We start from the raw sequence: 19,072 nt of genomic DNA, 5'->3' as shown, positions 1-19,072 counted from the left end.
CCCCCCTCCCCCCCCCCCCCCCCCCCCCCCCCCCCCCCCCCCCCCCCCCCCCCCCCCCCCCCCCCCCCCCCCCCCCCCCCTCCTTCCCCCCCCCCCCCCCCCCCCCCCCCCCCCCCCCCCCCCCCACAAAGGTAAAGGTCAAAGATCGAACCGATCCACCGCCCGACGCCGTTCGTTGTCATCACGCACGTCGTAATTGGCGGTGGTCTGGATGTTGCTGTGGTGGGCCAGTTTCTGCGCGATCGACAGGTCATGTTCCTCGATCACTCGGGTGATAAACGAGCGACGGAAATCATGGGGCATGATTTTCACCCCCACCTGCGTGCCGCGCTGCCGGGCAATGTAGTAGATGGCGTGTTTGGTGATGCGTTCGCGGGTGATGTGGCTGCCACGGCGAATTCGGTTGAACAGGAACGTATCGTCCGCTTCATCTTCCTTGAGTTGTGATCGGCGAAACTCCAGCCAGGCTTCGAGTTTGGCAAAGGCCCAGGCCGGGGCGTACTTGATCAACTGCTTGTTACCCTTGGCCGTAACCCGCAGGCTGCGCTCGGTAAAATCGACCTGATTCAGGTCCAGGTTCACCGATTCCGACTTGCGCATCCCCGAGCCATACAGAATCCCGATTATCGCGGCATCGCGCAGGCCCTGTGGCCGTGGGTCGGCTGCACAAGCCTCCATCAATTCCCGAATCAAGGTGCGGCGAAGATTGCGTCCCTGGGACAGCCGCGTGCCGGCGATGCCCTTGACCGAGCGCATTTTCAACAAGTGTTCCTGACTGATCAGGCTCATGCGCCAGGCTTCGTTCATTACGCCACGTACCGCATTGACGTACAGCGATGAGGTGTTAGGGGCATAACCGTCGGTACGCAGTGTCGCCACCAGCGCGATCACATCTTCGGGCTGCAACGCGTGCCAGGGAATCTCCTCGATGTTCACTTCGTCGAAGCCCAGGCGGTCGGCGGCATCTTGCAGCACGTAGCGCATGGTCAGTTGGCTGGATGGCGCCAGGCGCGCCAGATACACCGTCAGTGGGTTGGTGGTTGAAGCGGGTGAATCAGCAATGGGTAAGTCAATCAAACGAAACAGCCTTGAATGAAATCAGTTCAATGAAACAACTAAGAAATGAAACATGGCTCATATATAGAGCGAAACTTCTGTAGGACTTTCCCTCTAAGCTCCCGGAAAAATCAGCGATAAGCAGCAGAAGTCTGAACAGTCGCTTAATGGTTCTTGGATAAACGATTTGCCCACCGTTTTTTCATGTTCCTTTCACAAAATCGGGCTTAACCTCAATAAATCGGTGTCCCCGTAACATGGGGTCACAACCTGCCGGCCATTGTTGCAAATGTCAATTGCGCGCTGCCCGACGGACATCCAAACCATTGAAATACTGATTCTTTCGGAATTTTCCCGAAGGATGGCCTACGCCCCGAGGTTCTTCATGAGTGAGGCTTTTCTCCCGTTCTCGCGCCCCAGTATCGGCGATGAGGAAATCGCCGCAGTAGAGCAAGTTCTGCGTTCTGGCTGGATCACTACCGGACCAAAAAACCAGGCATTGGAAGAGCACTTCGCGCACTACGTCGGTTGCCGCCATGCCGTGGCACTGTCCTCGGCCACTGGTGCCATGCATATCACGTTATTGGCACTGGGCATCGGTCCCGGCGATGAAGTCATCACCCCGTCGCAGACCTGGGTATCGACCGCCAACATGATTTGTCTGCTGGGGGCCACACCGGTATTCGTCGATGTCGATCGCGACACCCTGATGAGCGACGTGTCGAGCATCGAAGCGGCGATCACCCCGCGTACCAAGGCAATCATTCCGGTGCATTACGCCGGTGCCGCCTTCGATCTCGATCCGCTGTACGCACTGGCCGATAAACACGGCATCACGGTGATCGAAGACGCCGCCCACGCCGCCGGCACCCGCTACAAAGGTCGCCATGTGGGAAGTAAAGGTACGGCGATTTTCTCGTTCCATGCGATCAAGAACATGACCTGCGCCGAGGGCGCAATGTTCGTCAGCGACGATGAAGCCCTCGCCGCCCGGGTGCGCATGCTCAAGTTCCACGGCCTCGGTGTCGACGCCTACGACCGCCTGACCCACGGCCGCAAACCACAGGCGCAGGTAATAGAGCCTGGCTTCAAGTACAACCTGGCCGACATCAATGCCGCCATCGCGTTGGTGCAACTGCAGCGACTTGAGGAAATCAACGCCAAACGCACGCAACTGGCGGGCACTTACCTGCAACGGCTGGAAGGTTTGCCGGTTCAACCACTGGCCATCCCGACCTATGCCCAACAGCACGCCTGGCACCTGTTCATCTTGCGCATCGACCCCGACCGTTGCGGCCTGGACCGCGAAGCCTTCATGAAAGCCTTGCAGGAACAGAACATCGGCACTGGCATTCATTTCATCGCCACCCACCTGCACACCTATTACCGCCAACGTTTCCCCAACGTTCACCTGCCCAACACCGAATGGAACTCGGCGCGACTGTGCTCTATCCCGTTGTTCCCCGACATGACCACCGATGACGTCGAGCGCGTTGTCGGCGCCATTGAAAACTGCCTGGACACTCGCCCGTGAGACCATACCCCATTCACTTCGTGTCGATCGTGATACCGGTCTACAACGAACAAGCCAGCCTGCCGGAACTGCTGCGTCGTACGGAAGCGGCCTGCCAGCAACTGCACCACCCCTACGAAATCGTTCTGGTGGACGACGGTAGCCGTGACGATTCCGCCCACCTGCTGGAGCAAGCCGCGTCCCGCCCGGGCAGCCCGGTGGTGGCGGTCATTCTCAACCGCAATTACGGCCAGCACGCTGCGATCATGGCCGGTTTCGAACAGTGCAAGGGCGATGTGGTCATCACCCTCGACGCCGACCTGCAAAACCCGCCCGAGGAAATCCCGCGACTGGTCGCACAGGCTGAACTCGGCTACGACGTGGTCGCCACCGTGCGCAACAACCGTCAAGACTCAGCCCTGCGTCGCTGGCCCTCGAAGCTGATCAATCTCGCCGTACAGCGTTCCACCGGCGTGGCCATGAGCGACTACGGCTGCATGTTGCGCGCGTACCGCCGCACCATCGTCGACGCGATGCTCGCCTGCCGGGAGCGCAGCACCTTCATTCCGATCCTGGCCAACAGCTTCGCCCGGCACACCACGGAAATCCTCGTAACCCACGCCGAGCGCGAGCACGGCGAATCCAAATACAGCCCCATGCGCCTGGTCAACCTGATGTTCGACCTGGTCACCTGCATGACCACCACGCCGCTGCGGTTGCTGAGCATCGTCGGCTTCGGCATGGCGGCCCTCGGTGTGTTGTTCGCCACCGCGCTGATCCTCCTGCGCCTGGTGTTCGGCGCCAGTTGGGCCGGTGACGGCACCTTCGTGTTGTTCGCGGTGCTGTTCGTGTTCACCGGCGGCCAATTCATCGGCATGGGTTTGCTCGGCGAGTACCTGGGACGCATGTACAGCGACGTTCGCGCCCGTCCAAGGTTCTTTGTCGAAAAAGTGCTGCGTAGCCAGCCAACTTCCCCTGTTTCCGTGGCCACTGTCGATGGCCGCTCCTCCACTTCTTCAAATCGGGTTCTTCCATGACTGCAAAAGCCGTTGTCTTCGCTTATCACGATATTGGTTGTGCCGGCATCGAAACCCTCATCGAAAGCGGTTACGAGATTGCCGCGGTGTTCACCCACGCCGACGATCCCAAGGAAAACACCTTCTACGGTTCGGTGGCGCAACTCTGTGCGCGCAAAGGCATCCCGGTGCATGCACCGGAAGACGTCAACCACCCGCTGTGGATCGAACGGATCGCCAAACTCGAACCCGACTATCTGTTCTCGTTTTACTACCGCCACCTGCTCAGCGAGCCACTGTTGGCCACCGCCGAAAAAGGCGCGTTCAACCTGCACGGTTCGTTGCTGCCACGCTATCGCGGTCGTGCACCGGCCAACTGGGTGCTGGTCAACGGTGAAAGCGAAACCGGCGTAACCCTGCATCGCATGGTCAAGCGCGCCGACGCCGGCGCCATCCTCGCCCAGCAGCGGGTGGCGATCGACCCCACGGATACTGCGCTGAGCCTGCATGGCAAGTTGCGGCTGGCGGCGATTGATCTGCTACGCGACACCCTGCCAGCGCTGCGTCAGGGCAAAGTCAGCGAAACCCCACAAGACGAAAGCCAGGCCACGGTGTTCCGGCGGCGCACCCCCGCTGACGGCAAACTTCTGTGGGATCGACCCGCGCAAGCACTGTTCAATCTGGTCCGCGCCGTGACCCAGCCATATCCGGGCGCCTTCTGCGCGGTGGGTGAACATAAGCTGGTTGTCTGGAGCGCCCACGTCGTCAAGGGCAACGAAGGCCAGGCGCCGGGCCGGGTGCTCAGCGTCGATCCGCTGCGGATCGCCTGTGGCGAAGACTCGCTGGTGATCGATGCCGGCCAGCGCAATGACAACGGCCTGTACTTGAGCGGCCCGCAACTGGCCAGCGAATTGGGGCTGGTGGACGGTTCCGTACTGCGCGGTGCCGAATCCGCTCGCGCCCCCCGTCGTACCCGCGTACTGATCCTTGGGGTCAACGGCTTCATCGGTAATCATTTGTCCGAACGCCTGCTGCGTGACGACCGCTACGAAGTCTATGGCCTGGACATCGGCTCGGACGCCATCGAGCGACTGCGCAGCCACCCCAACTTTCACTTCGTCGAAGGCGACATCAGCATCCATTCCGAGTGGATCGAGTACCACATCAAGAAGTGCGACGTGGTCCTGCCGCTGGTGGCGATTGCCACGCCGATCGAGTACACGCGCAATCCATTGCGGGTGTTCGAACTGGATTTCGAAGAGAACCTGAAACTGGTTCGCTACTGCGTCAAATACAACAAGCGGGTGATCTTCCCGTCGACCTCGGAAGTCTATGGCATGTGCCAGGACAGCAACTTCGATGAAGATAACTCCAACCTGATCGTCGGCCCGATCAACAAGCAGCGCTGGATCTACTCGACGTCCAAGCAATTGCTCGACCGGGTGATCTGGGCCTACGGCCAGAAAGGTCTGAACTTCACCCTGTTCCGCCCCTTCAACTGGATGGGCCCGCGCCTGGATCGGTTGGACTCGGCTCGCATCGGCAGCTCCCGGGCGATCACCCAGTTGATCCTGAACCTGGTGGAAGGCACGCCCATCCGCCTGTTCGATGGCGGTGAGCAAAAACGCTGTTTCACCGACATTGCCGACGGTGTCGAAGCCCTGGCGCGGATCATCGACAACGACAACGACGCCTGCAACGGCCAGATTATCAACATCGGCAACCCGGACAACGAAGCCAGCATCCGCCAGTTGGGCGAAGAGCTGCTGCGCCAGTTCGAAGCGCATCCGCTGCGCCACAACTTCCCGCCGTTCGCCGGTTTCCGCGATATCGAGAGCAAAGCGTTCTACGGCAGCGGTTATCAGGACGTGTCGCACCGCAAACCGAGTATTGCTAATGCCAAGCGGCTGCTGGACTGGGCGCCGACAGTGGAAATGAGTGAAACCATCGGCAATACCCTGGACTTCTTCCTGCGCCAGGCCATGCTCGAAATGACGGACAGGCACTGATGCAGGCAGGTCTTCGAATCGATGTCGACACCTATCGTGGCACCCGTGAGGGGGTGCCACGGCTGCTGGATCTGCTGGATGAAGCGCAGGTCAAGGCGACGTTTTTCTTCAGCGTCGGCCCAGACAACATGGGGCGGCACCTGTGGCGCCTGATCCGCCCGCAATTCCTCTGGAAAATGCTCCGTTCCAACGCGGCCGGCCTGTATGGCTGGGACATCCTGCTGGCCGGCACGGCCTGGCCTGGCAAACCCATCGGTCGCGACCTTGGGCATCTGATGCGCCGGGCACGGGCCGCCGGGCATGAAGTTGGCCTGCACGCCTGGGATCACCACAGCTGGCAAGCCAACGCCGGTCGCTGGCGTGATGGGCAACTGGTCGAGCAGATCCGTCAGGGCGTGGACACGCTCCACGACATCCTTGGCGAGCATGTCGGGTGCTCGGCCGTTGCCGGTTGGCGGGCGGACGAGCGTGTCATCGAGGCCAAGCAAGCCTTCGGCTTTCGTTACAACAGCGATTGCCGGGGCCAAAGCCTGTTCCGGCCGATCCTGGCCGATGGCCGGCCCGGTGTGCCACAGATACCGGTGGACCTGCCGACCTTCGATGAAGTGGTCGGGCCGAACCTGGCTGCCGGGGATTTCAACACCTTCATTCTCAACCGGTTCACCCCCGGAAAACTCAACGTCTACACGATCCACGCCGAAGTAGAAGGGATTCTGATGGCCAATGATTTCCGCCGACTGCTGGTCGATGCACACCAGCGCGGCATTCGTTTTCAACCCCTTGGAGACCTGCTGCCCGACAAGCCCGACAACCTGCCGAGCGGTCGTGTGCTGCGCGGCGCGCTGGAAGGTCGCGAAGGCTGGCTGGGAGTGCAAGGCGCATGAGCAGACGCTGGGCATTGCCGTTGCTGCTGGCTGTCATGGCGCTGGCATACCTGCTGCCACTGGGCAGCCATGGCTTGTGGATTCCCGACGAAACCCGCTACGCGCAGATCAGCCAGGACATGCTCCTGAGCGGCAACTGGGTCTCGCCGAACTTCATGAATGTGCGCTACTTCGAAAAACCGGCGGCCGGTTACTGGATGATTGCCCTCGGCCAGATGGTGTTCGGGCAGAACCTGTTCGGCGTGCGCATTGCGTCGGTGCTGAGTACCGTCTTGAGCGTCTTGCTGTGCTACCTCATCGCCCGCCGCCTGTGGAACGACCCACGAAAAAGTTTCGCCTGCGCGTTGCTGTACATGAGTTTTACCGTGATAGCGGGCGCGGCCGGTTATGCCAACCTCGATCCGCAATTCACTTTTTGGGTCAACCTGAGCCTCGGGGCCTTGTGGTTTGCGCTGGATAGCGTTGACCGGGTTCAACGTCTGATCGGCTGGGCGGTGTTGGGGCTGGCATGCGGCATGGGATTCATGACCAAGGGCTTTCTCGCCTGGTTGTTGCCGGTGCTGGTCGCCCTGCCCTGGATGCTCTGGCAAAGGCGCTGGCGTGAGCTGCTGACTTACGGTTCGCTGGCGATTGTCGTGGCGATCGCCGTCAGCTTGCCTTGGGTCTTGGCTGTGCATGGGCAGGAACCGGATTACTGGCGATTCTTCTTCTGGCACGAACACATCCGTCGCTTCGCCGGAGACGACGCCCAGCATGACGCCCCCTGGTGGTATTACCTGCCGCTGCTGGTGGCGTTCAGCCTGCCGTGGGCGGCATTGCTGCCAGCGGCGCTGAATCAGGCCTGGCAGACCCGACGCCAGGGCAACATCGCGTTTCTGCTGTTGTGGCTATTGATGCCGCTACTGTTCTTCAGCGTCAGCAAGGGCAAATTGCCCAGTTACATCCTACCGTGCCTGTTGCCCTTGGCCCTGCTGCTGGGCCATGCGCTGGCCGATCGCCTGAGATTCGAACAAGGTCGCGCCCTGGGCATCAATGGCCTGCTGAACCTGTTGCTGGGATTGGCCGTCCTTTTGACCCTGGTCTACCTGCAGCTGAAAAAACCGCTGTACGACCATGAACTGCATAACCTGATGCTGGTGTTCATCGGCCTGACCGGCTGGATCATGGCCAGCCTGCTGCAAGCCTTCCGACCGCTGCAATGCTGGGCCGCACCGGCCTTTGGCAGTCTATTGCTGGTCGGCCTGCTGCCGGCCGGGCTGCCCGATTCGGTCGTCGCCAACAAGATGCCCGATCAATTCATCCTCGAACACGCCGCCCAGCTCGGCCAGACCGACCGGCTGCTCAGTAATGACCTCGGCGCTGCCTCGGCCCTGGCCTGGCGCCTGAAACGCCCGGACGTGGCGTTGTACAACACGATAGGCGAATTGAAATATGGCCTTGCTTATCCTGAGTCGATAAAGCAGCGCGTCGATCCCGGCCAGGTCCAGCAGTGGATGCATGACGCCCGCCAGCAAGGCTCGGTGGGCGTGGTCATGCGGGTCAAGGGCGACGAAGAACTGCGCGAACTTGAACGACTGCCAAAGGATGGCGAGCGATTTGAACAAGGCAATATCGTGATTCTGATCATTCCCCGGGCGGCACCATGAGCCTGCTGCTATTGCTCGCTGCCTGCCTGCTGACCTGCCTGGGCCAGATTGCCCAGAAGTACGCCGTGGAAAGCTGGCGCGGCCAGGCGCCGGGCTGGAGCGAAAAACTACGGTCTCCCTGGCTGTGGCTGGCGCTGGCTTCGTTGGGCCTGGGCTTGCTGGTGTGGCTGCTGGTGTTGCAGCGCCTCGAAGTCGGCATTGCCTACCCGATGCTGAGCCTGAATTTCGTGCTGATCACCCTGGTGGCGCGCTTCGTTTTCCACGAAACCATCGACAGTCGCCATTGGATGGGTGTGGCGCTGGTGATCGGTGGCGTCGTTCTACTGGGGCAGCACGCATGAATGATCGTCGCGGCATAACCTTCGCCCTCGGCAGCGTGTTGCTGGTGAGCACAGCCCAACTGGGCATGCGCTGGAGCATGAGTCGCTTGCCACAACCTGAACAATGGCTCAGCGCACACATCGACCCGTACGCGATTGTCGTGGTGCTGGCCGCCGTCCTGGCCTACGCCCTGTCGATGCTGTGCTGGCTCGCCGCCCTGCGGGACCTGCCCCTGGGCCGGGCCTATTCACTACTGAGCATCAGCTACGCGCTGGTGTATCTGGCGGCCGCCAGCCTGCCGCTGTTCCACGAAACCTTCAGCCTTTCCAAAAGCCTCGGGGTGGCCCTGGTCATCCTCGGCGTCATCACCATCAATTCTCGACCTCTTTACGCGCCCGAACCCAGGAGTGCCCCATGAAGATCAGTGTATTTGGTAGCGGTTATGTTGGCCTGGTCCAGGCTGCCGTTTTGGCTGAAGTCGGCCATGACGTGGTGTGCATGGACATCGATCCGAAAAAAGTCGAGCTGCTGCAACAGGGCCACGTGAGCATTTTTGAGCCGGGGCTGGCTAGCCTGGTACGCGAAGGCCTGGACGCCAATCGGTTGCAATTCACCACGGATGAAAAACTCGCGGTGCAACATGGCCAGGTGTTGTTCATCGCGGTCGGCACGCCGTCCCGTGAGGATGGCTCGGCGGATTTGCGTTATGTGCTGTCCGTGGGTGAGGCCGTGGCGCGGCACCGTGAACAGCCCGTTATTCTGGTGGAAAAATCAACGGTGCCAGTGGGCACTGGCGATGCGTTGCGTACGCACATCGACAAATGCTTGATCAAGGTCGGGCGCTTGCTGCAGTTCGATATCGTCTCCAACCCCGAATTTCTCAAGGAGGGATCCGCTGTCGCTGATTGCCGTCGCCCGGACCGCATCGTCATCGGCTGCGAACGCGATGAGGTGCGCGACGTGATGCGTGACCTGTACGCGCCGTTCAACCGCAACCATGACCGCATCATGTTCATGGACCTGCGCAGCGCCGAACTGACCAAGTACGCCGCCAACTGCATGCTGGCGACCAAGATCAGCTTCATCAACCAGATGGCCGAGCTGGCCGAACACCTGGGGGCCGACATCGAATCGGTACGCCTGGGTATCGGTGCCGACTCGCGCATCGGCTATCACTTCATCTACCCCGGTTGCGGCTATGGCGGTTCGTGCTTCCCCAAAGACATGCGCGCCCTGATCCACAGCGCCGAAGAGGCCCACTGCTCCAGCGACCTGCTGCAAGCGGTGGAAGCCATCAACCAGCGGCAGAAACACAAGCTGTTCGAACGCATCAAGGCGTTCTACCAGGGCGATTTGCGTGGCAAGACCTTTGCCGTGTGGGGCCTGGCGTTCAAACCCAATACCGACGACATGCGCGATGCACCGAGCCGGGTCTTGCTTGAGTCGCTATGGGCCGCTGGCGCCGATGTTCGCGCATTCGACCCGGAAGCCATGCAGGAAACCCAGAAGCTGTACCCCGATGAAACGAAGCTGATGCTCATGGGGACGCCGGAATCGGTGTTGAACGGTGCCGACGCGCTGATCATCTGCACCGAATGGCAACAGTTCAAGGCGCCGGATTTCGACTTGATCCGCCAACGGCTCAATGCACCGGTGATCTTCGATGGTCGTAATCTATACGACGCCGAACGCCTGGCTCGCGCCGGTTTCACATACTTCCCGATGGGGCGCGGGGAGTCGCGCAAGTTGCCGATTCCGTTGCAGAGCTGGTCGGCTGTTTCGGTGGCGTGAGGACACTTCTGTCGCCACTGCAAGTTACTGTTTACTACAGAACCTGTGGGAGCGAGCCTGCTCGCGAATAGGGACTATCAAACAACATTCATGTTGAATGAAACACCGCATTCGCGAGCGGGCTCGCTCCCACATGGATTGTATTAAGCCTTTAGGTTGTCGCCTTCAAATCCACACCCAACGCCTGGGCAAACGCCTTGACCAAGGGACTGCGCACAGTGTTGTGCCGCAGGATCAGATTGAACGGCGTGTCGATATGAATCAGCTCCGGACACAACGCCCGAAACTGCCCCTGCGCGACCCAGTTAGCGGCGTAATGCCGGGGCAGAAAACCCACGAAACGACCGGTCCTGATCAACAACGCCACGGCTTCCACCTGGGTCGCGGAGGCGGAAAAGCTGTCGTAGTGGGCGAAGTTGAGCTTGTCGCGGTGGATCGCGTAGCGGTGGTTGATGCACTCGTAATCCTTGAGCATGTTGCTGCTCATCCGATCTGCCGGCAGGTCGAACAACGGGTGTCCGGCCGCGCAATAAACCTCCGAACGTTCTTCATACAGCGGATAATAATCGAACTCTTCCCGCCGTTGATAAACCGGCACGATACCGGCCACCAGTCGACCCTCGACAACACCCCGTTCCACCTCATCCAATTGAGAAGCCTGAAGTTGAAACCTTACTTTCGGTGATTGTTCATTAATCATTCTAAGCGCCGCAACTAACGGTGATTGCAAGTCGGTAATCGTATTATCAATAACCCCCACACCAAGGTCACCGACAAGTTCATTCTGCGCTGAACTAAGTCGATCTCGAAAGTTGTCGACCGAGGCAAATAAGTCAATGGATGCCTGATAGACAATGCGTCCCTCTTCGGTGAGGTGAAAGCCCTCTCGCCCTCGGGTACACAAACGCATGCCGATGCGAATTTCCAGGTCGGAGATCTGTTTGCTGATGGCTGCCAGCCCCACATTCAGCTCGTTCTGTGCCGCACTGAAACCGCCCGCCTCGACCACTGCCTTGAACACTTTCAGCAGCTTGAAGTCCAGTCCGCTGAGTGCCAAAGGTGCCCGCTGCAGCGTTTTCGGCGGCGGGTTTCCGGAATTGGAAAGTGGGGTTTCCATAATGCTTATTTACCTCTGGCGCCCGATTCAACAACCTGTGTCCAACAACAAAAACATAGCTGGCCTAATAATAATGAACACAGAAAACCAGACTTGGCAACCTCTGACAAATTCCGAACTTCAGTGCCAATTCACTGATTTCGAACCATTAAAAGCTGACACTTCGATCAGCTCTCCCCTTTTTGCAATTTCGTTTTTCCCCTGCCCTTGATTAATGATCTGACCTGAAGACTTACGGCTGTTTTCGGCGCGTATTTCAGGCCTGGCATACCGATTTCATTCGAATTACAGACGAGGAAAACAACAATGTCTCAAGCCACCGACCGTCTCTGGGGTGCTCGCTTCAAAAGCGGTCCTTCCGAAGCCCTTGCCGCCCTGTCCCGCTGCCCCGAGCGCTACTTCCGCCTCACCCCGTACGACCTCGCCGGCTCCAAGGCCCATGCCCGGGAATTGCAGCGCGCAGGCCTCTTGAACGAGCAGGAAACCCAGACCATGATCGAGGCCCTGGAGCGCATCGGTGCTGACTTCCGCGCCGGCAGCATTGCCCCGACCCTCGATGACGAAGACGTCCACACCTTCATTGAACGCTTGCTGACCGAACGCCTGGGCGCCCTGGGCGGCAAACTGCGCGCCGGGCGTTCGCGCAACGACCAGACCGCCAACGACCTGCGTCTGTTCCTGCGTGATCACGTGCGCACCCTGGCGGTCGAAGTCCTGGCCTTGCAGCAAGCGCTGGTCGACCAGGCCGAACAACACGTGGAGAGCATCTGCCCCGGCTTCACCCACTTGCAACAGGCGCAGCCGATCGTGTTCGCCCATCACCTGCTGGCCCACGCGCAATCGATGTTGCGTGACGTGCAGCGTCTGGTGGACTGGGACGCGCGCACCTCGTTGTCGCCGCTGGGCGCCGCGGCCATGGCCGGTTCGGCCATCGCGCGCCTGCCGCAGCAATCGGCGAAGGAAATGGGTTACAGCGGTGTGTGCGAAAACTCCATCGACGCCGTGGCCAGCCGCGATCACGTCGCCGAATTCCTGTTCATCGCCAGCATGCTCGGCATCAACATCTCACGCCTGGCGGAAGAGTTTTGCCTGTGGTCGTCGCGGCAATTCCGCTGGGTCGCGCTGGACGATGCTTACGCCACCGGCAGTTCGATCATGCCGCAGAAAAAGAACCCGGACATCGCCGAATTGGCCCGAGGCAAGGCCGGCCGCCTGATCGGCAACCTGACCGGCTTGCTGTCGACCCTCAAATCCCTGCCGCTGTCGTACAACCGCGACTTGAGCGAAGACAAGAATGGCGTGCTCGACAGCGTCGACACCCTGTTGCTGGTGCTACCGGCGATGGCCGGGATGGTCGCGACCATGACGGTCAACGTCGAAGAACTGCGTCGCCAGGCGCCACTGGGCTTCACCCTCGCCACCGAAGTCGCCGACTGGCTGGCGGTACGCGGCGTGCCGTTCAAGGAAGCCCACGAAATCACCGGTGCGCTGGTCAAGGCTTGCGAGAAGCACGACATCGAACTGTGGGAAGCCTCCCCGGCGCTGCTGGCCGAGATTGATCCGCGCCTGACACCAGAAGTGCGCGACAGCCTGACCCTGGAAGCCGCCATCGACGCCCGTAATGGCTGGGGCGGCACCGCGCCGCAACAGGTACGCGAGCAGATCGGCCGCCTGAAAACCGCCCTCGCCGCCCAGCACGCCTGGACCGAGAACTACCAAGGCTTCCGCCTCTGAGGCACACCACTGAACCTGTGGGAGCTGGCTTGCCAGCGATAGCGTCCTGTCAGTCGACATTAATGCAGGGTGAACCACCGAAATCGCTGGCAAGCCAGCTCCCACAGGGATTGAGGTGGATATGACAGTACAGTTCGGAGAAACAACCATGAGCCAAACACAGGCACAACGACTCCAGGCGGAGCGCAAACTGGCGGAAAACCAGTTTGATATCACCCAGTACCAACACGTACCGCGGCGCTACTACGGGCGGATGTTCTTCGCCGCGTTGATCGTCATCGCGCTGCTGGGCCTGGTGCGCGCCTTCGCCGAAGGCAAGATCGAATGGTCGTACATCGGCCAGTTCCTCACCTCCCAGGCCATCATGTGGGGCTTGCTCAACACCATCGTCATGGCGGTGCTGGCCATGGCCCTGGGGATTGTGTTCGGGGTGATCACCGCGATCATGCGCATGTCGGCCAACCCGATCCTGCGCTACGTGGCGCTGACTTACACCTGGCTGTTCCGCGGTACGCCGCTGATCCTGCAGCTGCTGTTGTGGTTCAACCTGGCGCTGATCTTCCCCACCATCGGCATCCCCGGCCTGTTCGAACTCGACACCGTGAGCCTGATGACACCGTTCGTGGCCGCCTTGCTCGGATTGAGCATCAACCAGGGCGCCTACACCGCCGAAGTGGTGCGCGCCGGCCTGCTATCGGTGGACACCGGGCAGTACGAAGCGGCCAAGTCGATCGGCATGCCGCGCCTGCAAGCGCTGCGCCGGATCATCCTGCCCCAGGCCATGCGCATCATCATTCCACCGGTGGGCAACGAGTTCATCGGCATGGTGAAAATGACCTCGCTGGCGAGCGTCATCCAGTACTCGGAACTGCTCTACAACGCCCAGAACATCTACTACGCCAACGCCCGCGTGATGGAGCTGCTGATCGTCGCCGGTATCTGGTACCTGGCCACCGTCACCGTGCTGTCCTTCGGTCAAAGCCGTCTGGAGCGTCGTTTCGCTCGCGGCGCCGGCAAGCGTTCTTGAGGAATCCGACATGAGAAGCATCGTCAAGGCCGTGAGCCTGAACAAGTACTACGACCACTACCACGCGCTCAAGGACATCAACATCGAAGTCGAGCAAGGCGAAGTGCTGTGCATCATCGGCCCGTCCGGTTCCGGCAAGAGCACCCTGTTGCGCTGCGTGAACCAGCTGGAAAAGATCGACAAGGGCGGCCTGTGGGTCGACGGCGAACTGGTGGGATACCGGGTTGTCGGCAACAAACTGCACGAGCTCAACGAAACGCAGATTGCCCGCCAGCGCTTGGCCACGGGCATGGTGTTCCAGCGCTTCAACCTGTTCCCGCACATGACCGTGCTGCAAAACATCATCGAAGGGCCGTGCCAGGTGCTCAAGCGTTCGCCCAAGGAAGCGCACGAAGAAGCCCTGGAACTGCTCGCCCGGGTCGGCCTGGCCGACAAGCGCAACAGCTACCCGATCGAACTCTCGGGCGGTCAGCAACAACGGGTGGCGATTGCCCGCGCCCTGGCCATGCGCCCCAAGCTGATGCTGTTCGATGAACCCACTTCGGCACTCGACCCGGAACTGGTCGGTGAGGTGCTGTCGGTGATGCGCGACCTGGCGCAAACCGGCATGACCATGATCGTCGTCACCCATGAACTGGGCTTCGCTCGCGAAGTGTCCAACCGCATGGTGTTCATGGACGGCGGCCAGATCGTGGAGGCAGGAAGCCCCGAAGAAATACTAATAAGTCCACAAAACCCTCGCACCCAGAGCTTCATTTCTGCCGTTCGAACCTAACTCTCATAAGAGAACGACCATGAAGAACTTCGTTATTCCAGCAGTACTCGCCAGCGTTATGGCATCCGGCTTCACCGTGGCGGCGCAATTGCCGGCCAGCATCAAGGACAAGGGCGAGATTGTCGTAGCGATCATGCCGAACTACCCGCCGATGGATTTCAAGGACCCGGCCACCAATACCCTCACCGGCCTCGACTTTGACCTGGGCAATGCCCTGGCCGAGCGCCTGGGCGTGAAGATCAAATGGCAGGAAACCGGCTTCGAACAGATGATCAACGCCCTGACCACCGACCGCGTGGACATGGTGCTGTCGGGCATGACCGACACCAAGGAACGTCAGGCCAGCGTCACCTTCGTCGACTACTTCACCAGTGGCCCGCAGTTCTACACCCTGCAGAAAAATGCGGCCACCAACGAAATCATCGACCTGTGCGGCAAGAAAGTCGGCACCAGCCGACGCACCACCTTCCCGGCGGAAATCGCTGAGTGGAGCAAGGCCAACTGTGAGGCCGCCGGCAAGCCTGCGATCAACGTGATCGGCACCGAAGGCTCGGCCGATGCCCGGGCTCAACTGCGCCAGAGCCGCATCGACGCGGCGATGCAAGGCAGCGAAACCCTGCCCTACCTGAAAACCCAGGAAAAGGACATGTACAAGACCGTGGGCCTGCCGATCTCCTCGCAGTTCACCGGCCTTGGCGTAAGCAAGAAAAAACCTGAATTGAGCGAAGCGGTGAAAGTCGCCTTGCAGAGCATGATCGATGACGGCAGCTACCAGGCGATCCTGAAGAAGTGGGACCTGGAGCTCGGTGCGATCCAGACCGTGACCATCAACGCCGGGAAATAACAACCCACTGTGGGAGCGAGCCTGCTCGCGAAGAGGCCGTGTCAGCCACCATTGATGTGAATGACACACCGCATTCGCGAGCAGGCTCGCTCCCACAGGGTTCGGTGTTTACTTATAGATAGTTGGAGCACCAACGATGTCCTCCTCCCCCCAACCTACCTGGCCCGAGCAACACAAGGCCTGCCTGGCCCTGGCCTTCGACCTCGATGGCCCGACCGGCGATGCCATGCTCAACGGCTCGATCTGGCGCAAGCCCGAGTACTTCGGCTTTGGCGGTTATGGCCCGTATCGGGCATTGCCGAGGATTCTCGACCTGCTCGACGCATTTGCTATCCCGACCACCTTCTTCGTCCCGGCCTGGGTCGTGGAGAACTGGCCGAAACAGTGCCAGGCGATTGTCGAGCGCGGGCATGAGGTGGCCTATCACGGCTACAAACACGAATCCTTTTACGCCCTGACGCTGGAACAGCAAAGGGACGTGATGAAGCTGTCCCGCGAGGTGTTCTGGAAGCACCTGCACATTCGCGCCGAAGGCTTCCGTACGCCATCCGGCGATTGGCGCGCCGAAACCCCGGCGATGCTGGTGGAAGCCGGTGTGACTTACTCCAGCAGCATGCGCGGCGATGACCGGCCTTATCTGGTCAAGGTGCCGGGCCACGCCACACCGCTGGTGGAAATCCCCGGTCGCTGGGAAATGGACGATTACGCCTCCATTGCCTACACCCGCGCGCCGGACTTCCCCTCCGGACTCGACCGTACCGCCAGTTACGAGCTAACGCTGGACAACTGGTGCCGCGAATTCGACGGCGCCATGGATGAGGGCTTGTGCCTGACCACCCTGTTTCACCCCAAGATCACCGGCAAGCCGGGGCGCATCCTGCTGCTGGAAAAACTCTTCGAACACATGCGCCAACGGGACGACGTGTGGTTTGCCACCTGCCGCGACGTCGCCCGGTGGTGGCTCAAGGAGCATCACCATGGCTGAGTCCACTGTCTGGCCCAAAGGCCACCGCTGCGCCGTGGTCCTGACCGTCGATTACAACGACGTCCACGGCATCCTCACCCAGGCCCCGGAAGTCGCCGGGCGCGACAAGACCCTGTCGGTCTGGCGCTACGGCTCCCAGCGTGGCGTCGAACGGTTGCTCGGATTATTCGAGGAATTGGACGTTCGCAGCAGTTGGTTTGTCCCCGGCATCGTTGCCGAGGAAAACCCCGGGCACATTCGTGCGATCCTTGCCGGCGGCCATGAAATGGCCTGTGCCGGGTATCGCCATCAGAACTACGACCTTCTCGATCTCGCCGCACAGCGCGCTGACATCGCCAAGGGCTGCGACGCATTGACCGCCCTCACTGGCCAGCGCCCCACAGGTTTTCGCATCCCCGCCGGTAATGGTGCGCCGGGATTCATCGAGGCCTTAAGGGAGCAAGGCATTCGCTGGTCATCTTCATGGCGCGGCGATGATTTGCCGTTTGCGCACCCGACGGCGCCGCAGGTGATCGAGCTGCCGCTGCACTACGAACTGGAGGACGAACCCTACTTCGCCTTCAACCTCAGCCCCGCCGTGCCACCGGCACAATCGCGCATCGCCTCCTACAGCCATACGCTGGGTAACCTGCAAATGGATTTCGCCGGGTTTTATCAGTTCGGCCTGTGCTACGTGTTGCGCCTGCACCCGGAAATCATTGCAACGCCGGGACGGATCGGCGTACTGCGCGAGCTGCTGGAAGGCATCTTGCAACACGATGACGTGTGGATCGCCACCGGCACTGAAGTCGCCCAGTGGTGGGCGGATTCGGCGGTGCCCGTGACGCTGGATCATCCGGCGTCGGTGTATGAACGGCATTATCGGGATTACCTGCTATGACGCAGCAAGATCAAAAGATCGCAGCCTGCGGCAGCTCCTACAGTGCTGCGATGCGGATGCAGAGACTGGCGCAGTTTTGCGTCGATACGAAGTTTGAAGATTTGCCACCCGCACTGGTCGCTCAGGCCAAGCGACATATCCTCGACACCTTCGGCGCGTCCCTCGCTGGAGCCGCCAGCGAAATCGCCAGGCAGGCTTATCTGGTGTTCGACGGTGAATCCGGGAATACGCCCGTCTGGGGTACGACATTGCAGGTCAGTCCGACCCAGGCGGCCATGCTCAACGGTATCGCCGCCCATGCCCTGGAACTGGACGACACCGGTGGCTGCGACCATTCCGGCGCCGTTGTATTGCCGGCGGTGATGGCGGCGGTGTCGATGTGCACTCGCCCGGTGACCGGCCGCGAGTTCATCACGGCCGTGGTGATCGGATACGAAATCGGGCGCCGGGTACTTGAAGCCTGCGGCGGTTATTCAGCCCACAACAGTGCCGGTTGGCACTCCACGGCCACCTGTGGGGTTTTCGGCGCGGCGGCGGCCAGTGCCCGTATCCTGGGGCTGGATGCGCCACAGACGCAGGCGGCACTTGGCATTGCCGGCAGTTTCAGCGGTGGCCTGTGGGCCTTTATCCACGATGGCTCGCAAAGCAAAAAACTGCACAGTGGTCGTGCCGCCGAAGGCGGATTGCTGGCGGCGCAATTTGCCCGACAGGGCATCAGCGGGCCGATCCGGTTGTTCGACGATGTCTGGGGTGGCTTCCTCAATACACTCGCCTCCCAGACCGCAACACCCGAAGCGCTGGACGCCGATCTCGGCATCGTCTGGAAACTTGCCCGCTGTTCGATCAAACCTTACGCCTCCTGCCGTGGCACCCATTCGGCCATCGATGCCCTGGGCTTGTTGCTGGAACAGTTGGAGACGCAGCCCGGCCAGATCGAGGACATCCAGGTTTCGCTGTGCGGTTTCTTGCAAGGCATGTGCGGCGGCCACGATGTCGGCACCCTGGCGGCGGCGCAGATGAGTCTGCCCTATGCATTGGCTGCAAGGCTGGTGCATGGCCATTGCCGATTGGCGGCCTATGACGATGAACAGCGCAACGACCCGCGAATCGCCCACTGGATGTCGCGTATTCGCCTTGAAGTGGACCCGCAACTGTCAGAGGATGGCGAGCCGGTGGTGACGCTGCGCACCGTGGACGGTCGGCAAGCCAGCCTGTGTGTCGAGGTGCCGTTGGGTGCACCGGGTAATCCGTTGAGCGATGGGCTGCTGGAGGAGAAGTTTTTCAGTTTGGCTGAGCGGGTGATGTCGCGGGGGCAGGCTGAAGCGTTGCTGGGGCAGTTGTGGCGGCTCGAAGACCTTGAATCGGTTCGCTCACTTGATCGGTGGCTCACCTGATCATGATGTCGTTCGTCCCGGCCTCTTCGCGAGCAGGCTCGCTCCCACATTTGGAATGCGCCCCTCTGTGGGAGCGAGCC

Annotated in this window: 17 protein-coding genes; 15 read left to right on the top strand and 2 right to left on the bottom strand. The window is 60.8% G+C overall.

Annotated elements, in window-relative coordinates:
- Positions 1–138: 138 nt before the first annotated feature.
- Positions 139–1,077 (bottom strand): site-specific integrase, encoded by a 939-nt coding sequence (locus tag ACSFE6_RS26800; RefSeq protein WP_435430415.1) that lies wholly within the window; start codon positions 1,075–1,077, stop codon positions 139–141.
- Between the two features lie 364 nt (positions 1,078–1,441).
- On the opposite strand from ACSFE6_RS26800, the gene arnB reads away from it, so the two are divergent.
- Genes arnB through ACSFE6_RS26760 form a run of 8 tightly spaced genes read left to right on the top strand, consistent with a single transcriptional unit; the run spans position 1,442 to position 10,236 of the window.
- Positions 1,442–2,590: a UDP-4-amino-4-deoxy-L-arabinose aminotransferase gene (gene arnB, locus ACSFE6_RS26795; RefSeq protein WP_435430414.1), complete on the top strand. Its 1,149-nt coding sequence runs from the start codon at positions 1,442–1,444 to the stop codon at positions 2,588–2,590.
- Positions 2,587–3,606 carry an undecaprenyl-phosphate 4-deoxy-4-formamido-L-arabinose transferase gene (arnC, locus tag ACSFE6_RS26790; protein WP_435430413.1) on the top strand — a complete coding sequence of 340 codons (1,020 nt, stop codon included), beginning with the start codon at positions 2,587–2,589 and terminating at the stop codon, positions 3,604–3,606. The genes arnB and arnC overlap by 4 nt, the downstream gene beginning before the upstream one ends.
- Positions 3,603–5,594: a bifunctional UDP-4-amino-4-deoxy-L-arabinose formyltransferase/UDP-glucuronic acid oxidase ArnA gene (arnA, locus tag ACSFE6_RS26785; RefSeq protein WP_435430412.1), complete on the top strand. Its 1,992-nt coding sequence runs from the start codon at positions 3,603–3,605 to the stop codon at positions 5,592–5,594. Before arnC ends, arnA begins: the two co-directional genes overlap by 4 nt.
- Positions 5,594–6,478 (top strand): 4-deoxy-4-formamido-L-arabinose-phosphoundecaprenol deformylase, encoded by an 885-nt coding sequence (gene arnD, locus ACSFE6_RS26780; protein WP_435430411.1) that lies wholly within the window; start codon positions 5,594–5,596, stop codon positions 6,476–6,478. The genes arnA and arnD overlap by 1 nt, the downstream gene beginning before the upstream one ends.
- Positions 6,475–8,124, top strand: coding sequence for a lipid IV(A) 4-amino-4-deoxy-L-arabinosyltransferase (gene arnT, locus ACSFE6_RS26775; RefSeq protein ID WP_435430410.1), 1,650 nt, complete (start codon positions 6,475–6,477; stop codon positions 8,122–8,124). The genes arnD and arnT overlap by 4 nt, the downstream gene beginning before the upstream one ends.
- Entirely contained in the window at positions 8,121–8,465 is a 345-nt protein-coding gene (arnE, locus tag ACSFE6_RS26770) for a 4-amino-4-deoxy-L-arabinose-phosphoundecaprenol flippase subunit ArnE (protein ID WP_435430409.1), read from the top strand. The genes arnT and arnE overlap by 4 nt, the downstream gene beginning before the upstream one ends.
- Positions 8,462–8,863 carry a 4-amino-4-deoxy-L-arabinose-phosphoundecaprenol flippase subunit ArnF gene (arnF, locus tag ACSFE6_RS26765; RefSeq protein WP_435430408.1) on the top strand — a complete coding sequence of 134 codons (402 nt, stop codon included), beginning with the start codon at positions 8,462–8,464 and terminating at the stop codon, positions 8,861–8,863. Before arnE ends, arnF begins: the two co-directional genes overlap by 4 nt.
- Positions 8,860–10,236, top strand: a complete 1,377-nt coding sequence (locus ACSFE6_RS26760) for a UDP-glucose dehydrogenase family protein (protein WP_435430407.1) — start codon at positions 8,860–8,862, stop codon at positions 10,234–10,236. The genes arnF and ACSFE6_RS26760 overlap by 4 nt, the downstream gene beginning before the upstream one ends.
- Positions 10,237–10,387: 151 nt before the next feature.
- Here the strand turns inward: ACSFE6_RS26760 and ACSFE6_RS26755 are convergent, their stop codons facing one another.
- Positions 10,388–11,353, bottom strand: coding sequence for a LysR family transcriptional regulator (locus ACSFE6_RS26755; RefSeq protein ID WP_435430406.1), 966 nt, complete (start codon positions 11,351–11,353; stop codon positions 10,388–10,390).
- Between the two features lie 306 nt (positions 11,354–11,659).
- Here ACSFE6_RS26755 and argH point away from each other — a divergent pair, with 306 nt between their 5' ends.
- The 7 genes from argH (at position 11,660) to ACSFE6_RS26720 (ending at position 18,992) form a co-directional block, all read left to right on the top strand.
- Positions 11,660–13,087 (top strand): argininosuccinate lyase, encoded by a 1,428-nt coding sequence (gene argH / locus ACSFE6_RS26750; RefSeq protein ID WP_435430405.1) that lies wholly within the window; start codon positions 11,660–11,662, stop codon positions 13,085–13,087.
- Positions 13,088–13,235: 148 nt separating this feature from the next.
- Entirely contained in the window at positions 13,236–14,114 is an 879-nt protein-coding gene (locus ACSFE6_RS26745; protein WP_435430404.1) for an amino acid ABC transporter permease, read from the top strand.
- Between the two features lie 10 nt (positions 14,115–14,124).
- The gene (locus ACSFE6_RS26740) at positions 14,125–14,889 is read left to right on the top strand and encodes an amino acid ABC transporter ATP-binding protein (RefSeq protein WP_435430403.1); all 765 of its coding nucleotides are present in this window, start codon (positions 14,125–14,127) and stop codon (positions 14,887–14,889) included.
- A 19-nt stretch (positions 14,890–14,908) separates the two neighbouring features.
- Positions 14,909–15,733, top strand: a complete 825-nt coding sequence (locus tag ACSFE6_RS26735; protein WP_435430402.1) for an ABC transporter substrate-binding protein — start codon at positions 14,909–14,911, stop codon at positions 15,731–15,733.
- Positions 15,734–15,869: 136 nt separating this feature from the next.
- On the top strand, positions 15,870–16,718 hold the full coding sequence (locus ACSFE6_RS26730) for a polysaccharide deacetylase family protein (protein WP_435430401.1): 849 nt from the start codon (positions 15,870–15,872) through the stop codon (positions 16,716–16,718).
- Complete coding sequence (locus ACSFE6_RS26725) at positions 16,711–17,598, top strand: polysaccharide deacetylase family protein (RefSeq protein ID WP_435430400.1); 888 nt, start codon at positions 16,711–16,713, stop codon at positions 17,596–17,598. Before ACSFE6_RS26730 ends, ACSFE6_RS26725 begins: the two co-directional genes overlap by 8 nt.
- A 50-nt stretch (positions 17,599–17,648) precedes the next feature.
- Positions 17,649–18,992, top strand: a complete 1,344-nt coding sequence (locus ACSFE6_RS26720; protein WP_435430416.1) for an MmgE/PrpD family protein — start codon at positions 17,649–17,651, stop codon at positions 18,990–18,992.
- The last annotated feature ends 80 nt before the right edge of the window (positions 18,993–19,072 follow it).

The sequence above is a fragment of the Pseudomonas baetica genome (assembly GCF_051216495.1).
GTDB classification, from domain to species: Bacteria; Pseudomonadota; Gammaproteobacteria; order Pseudomonadales; family Pseudomonadaceae; genus Aquipseudomonas; species Aquipseudomonas baetica_B.
This window is presented reverse-complemented; position numbering and strand designations above follow the sequence as displayed.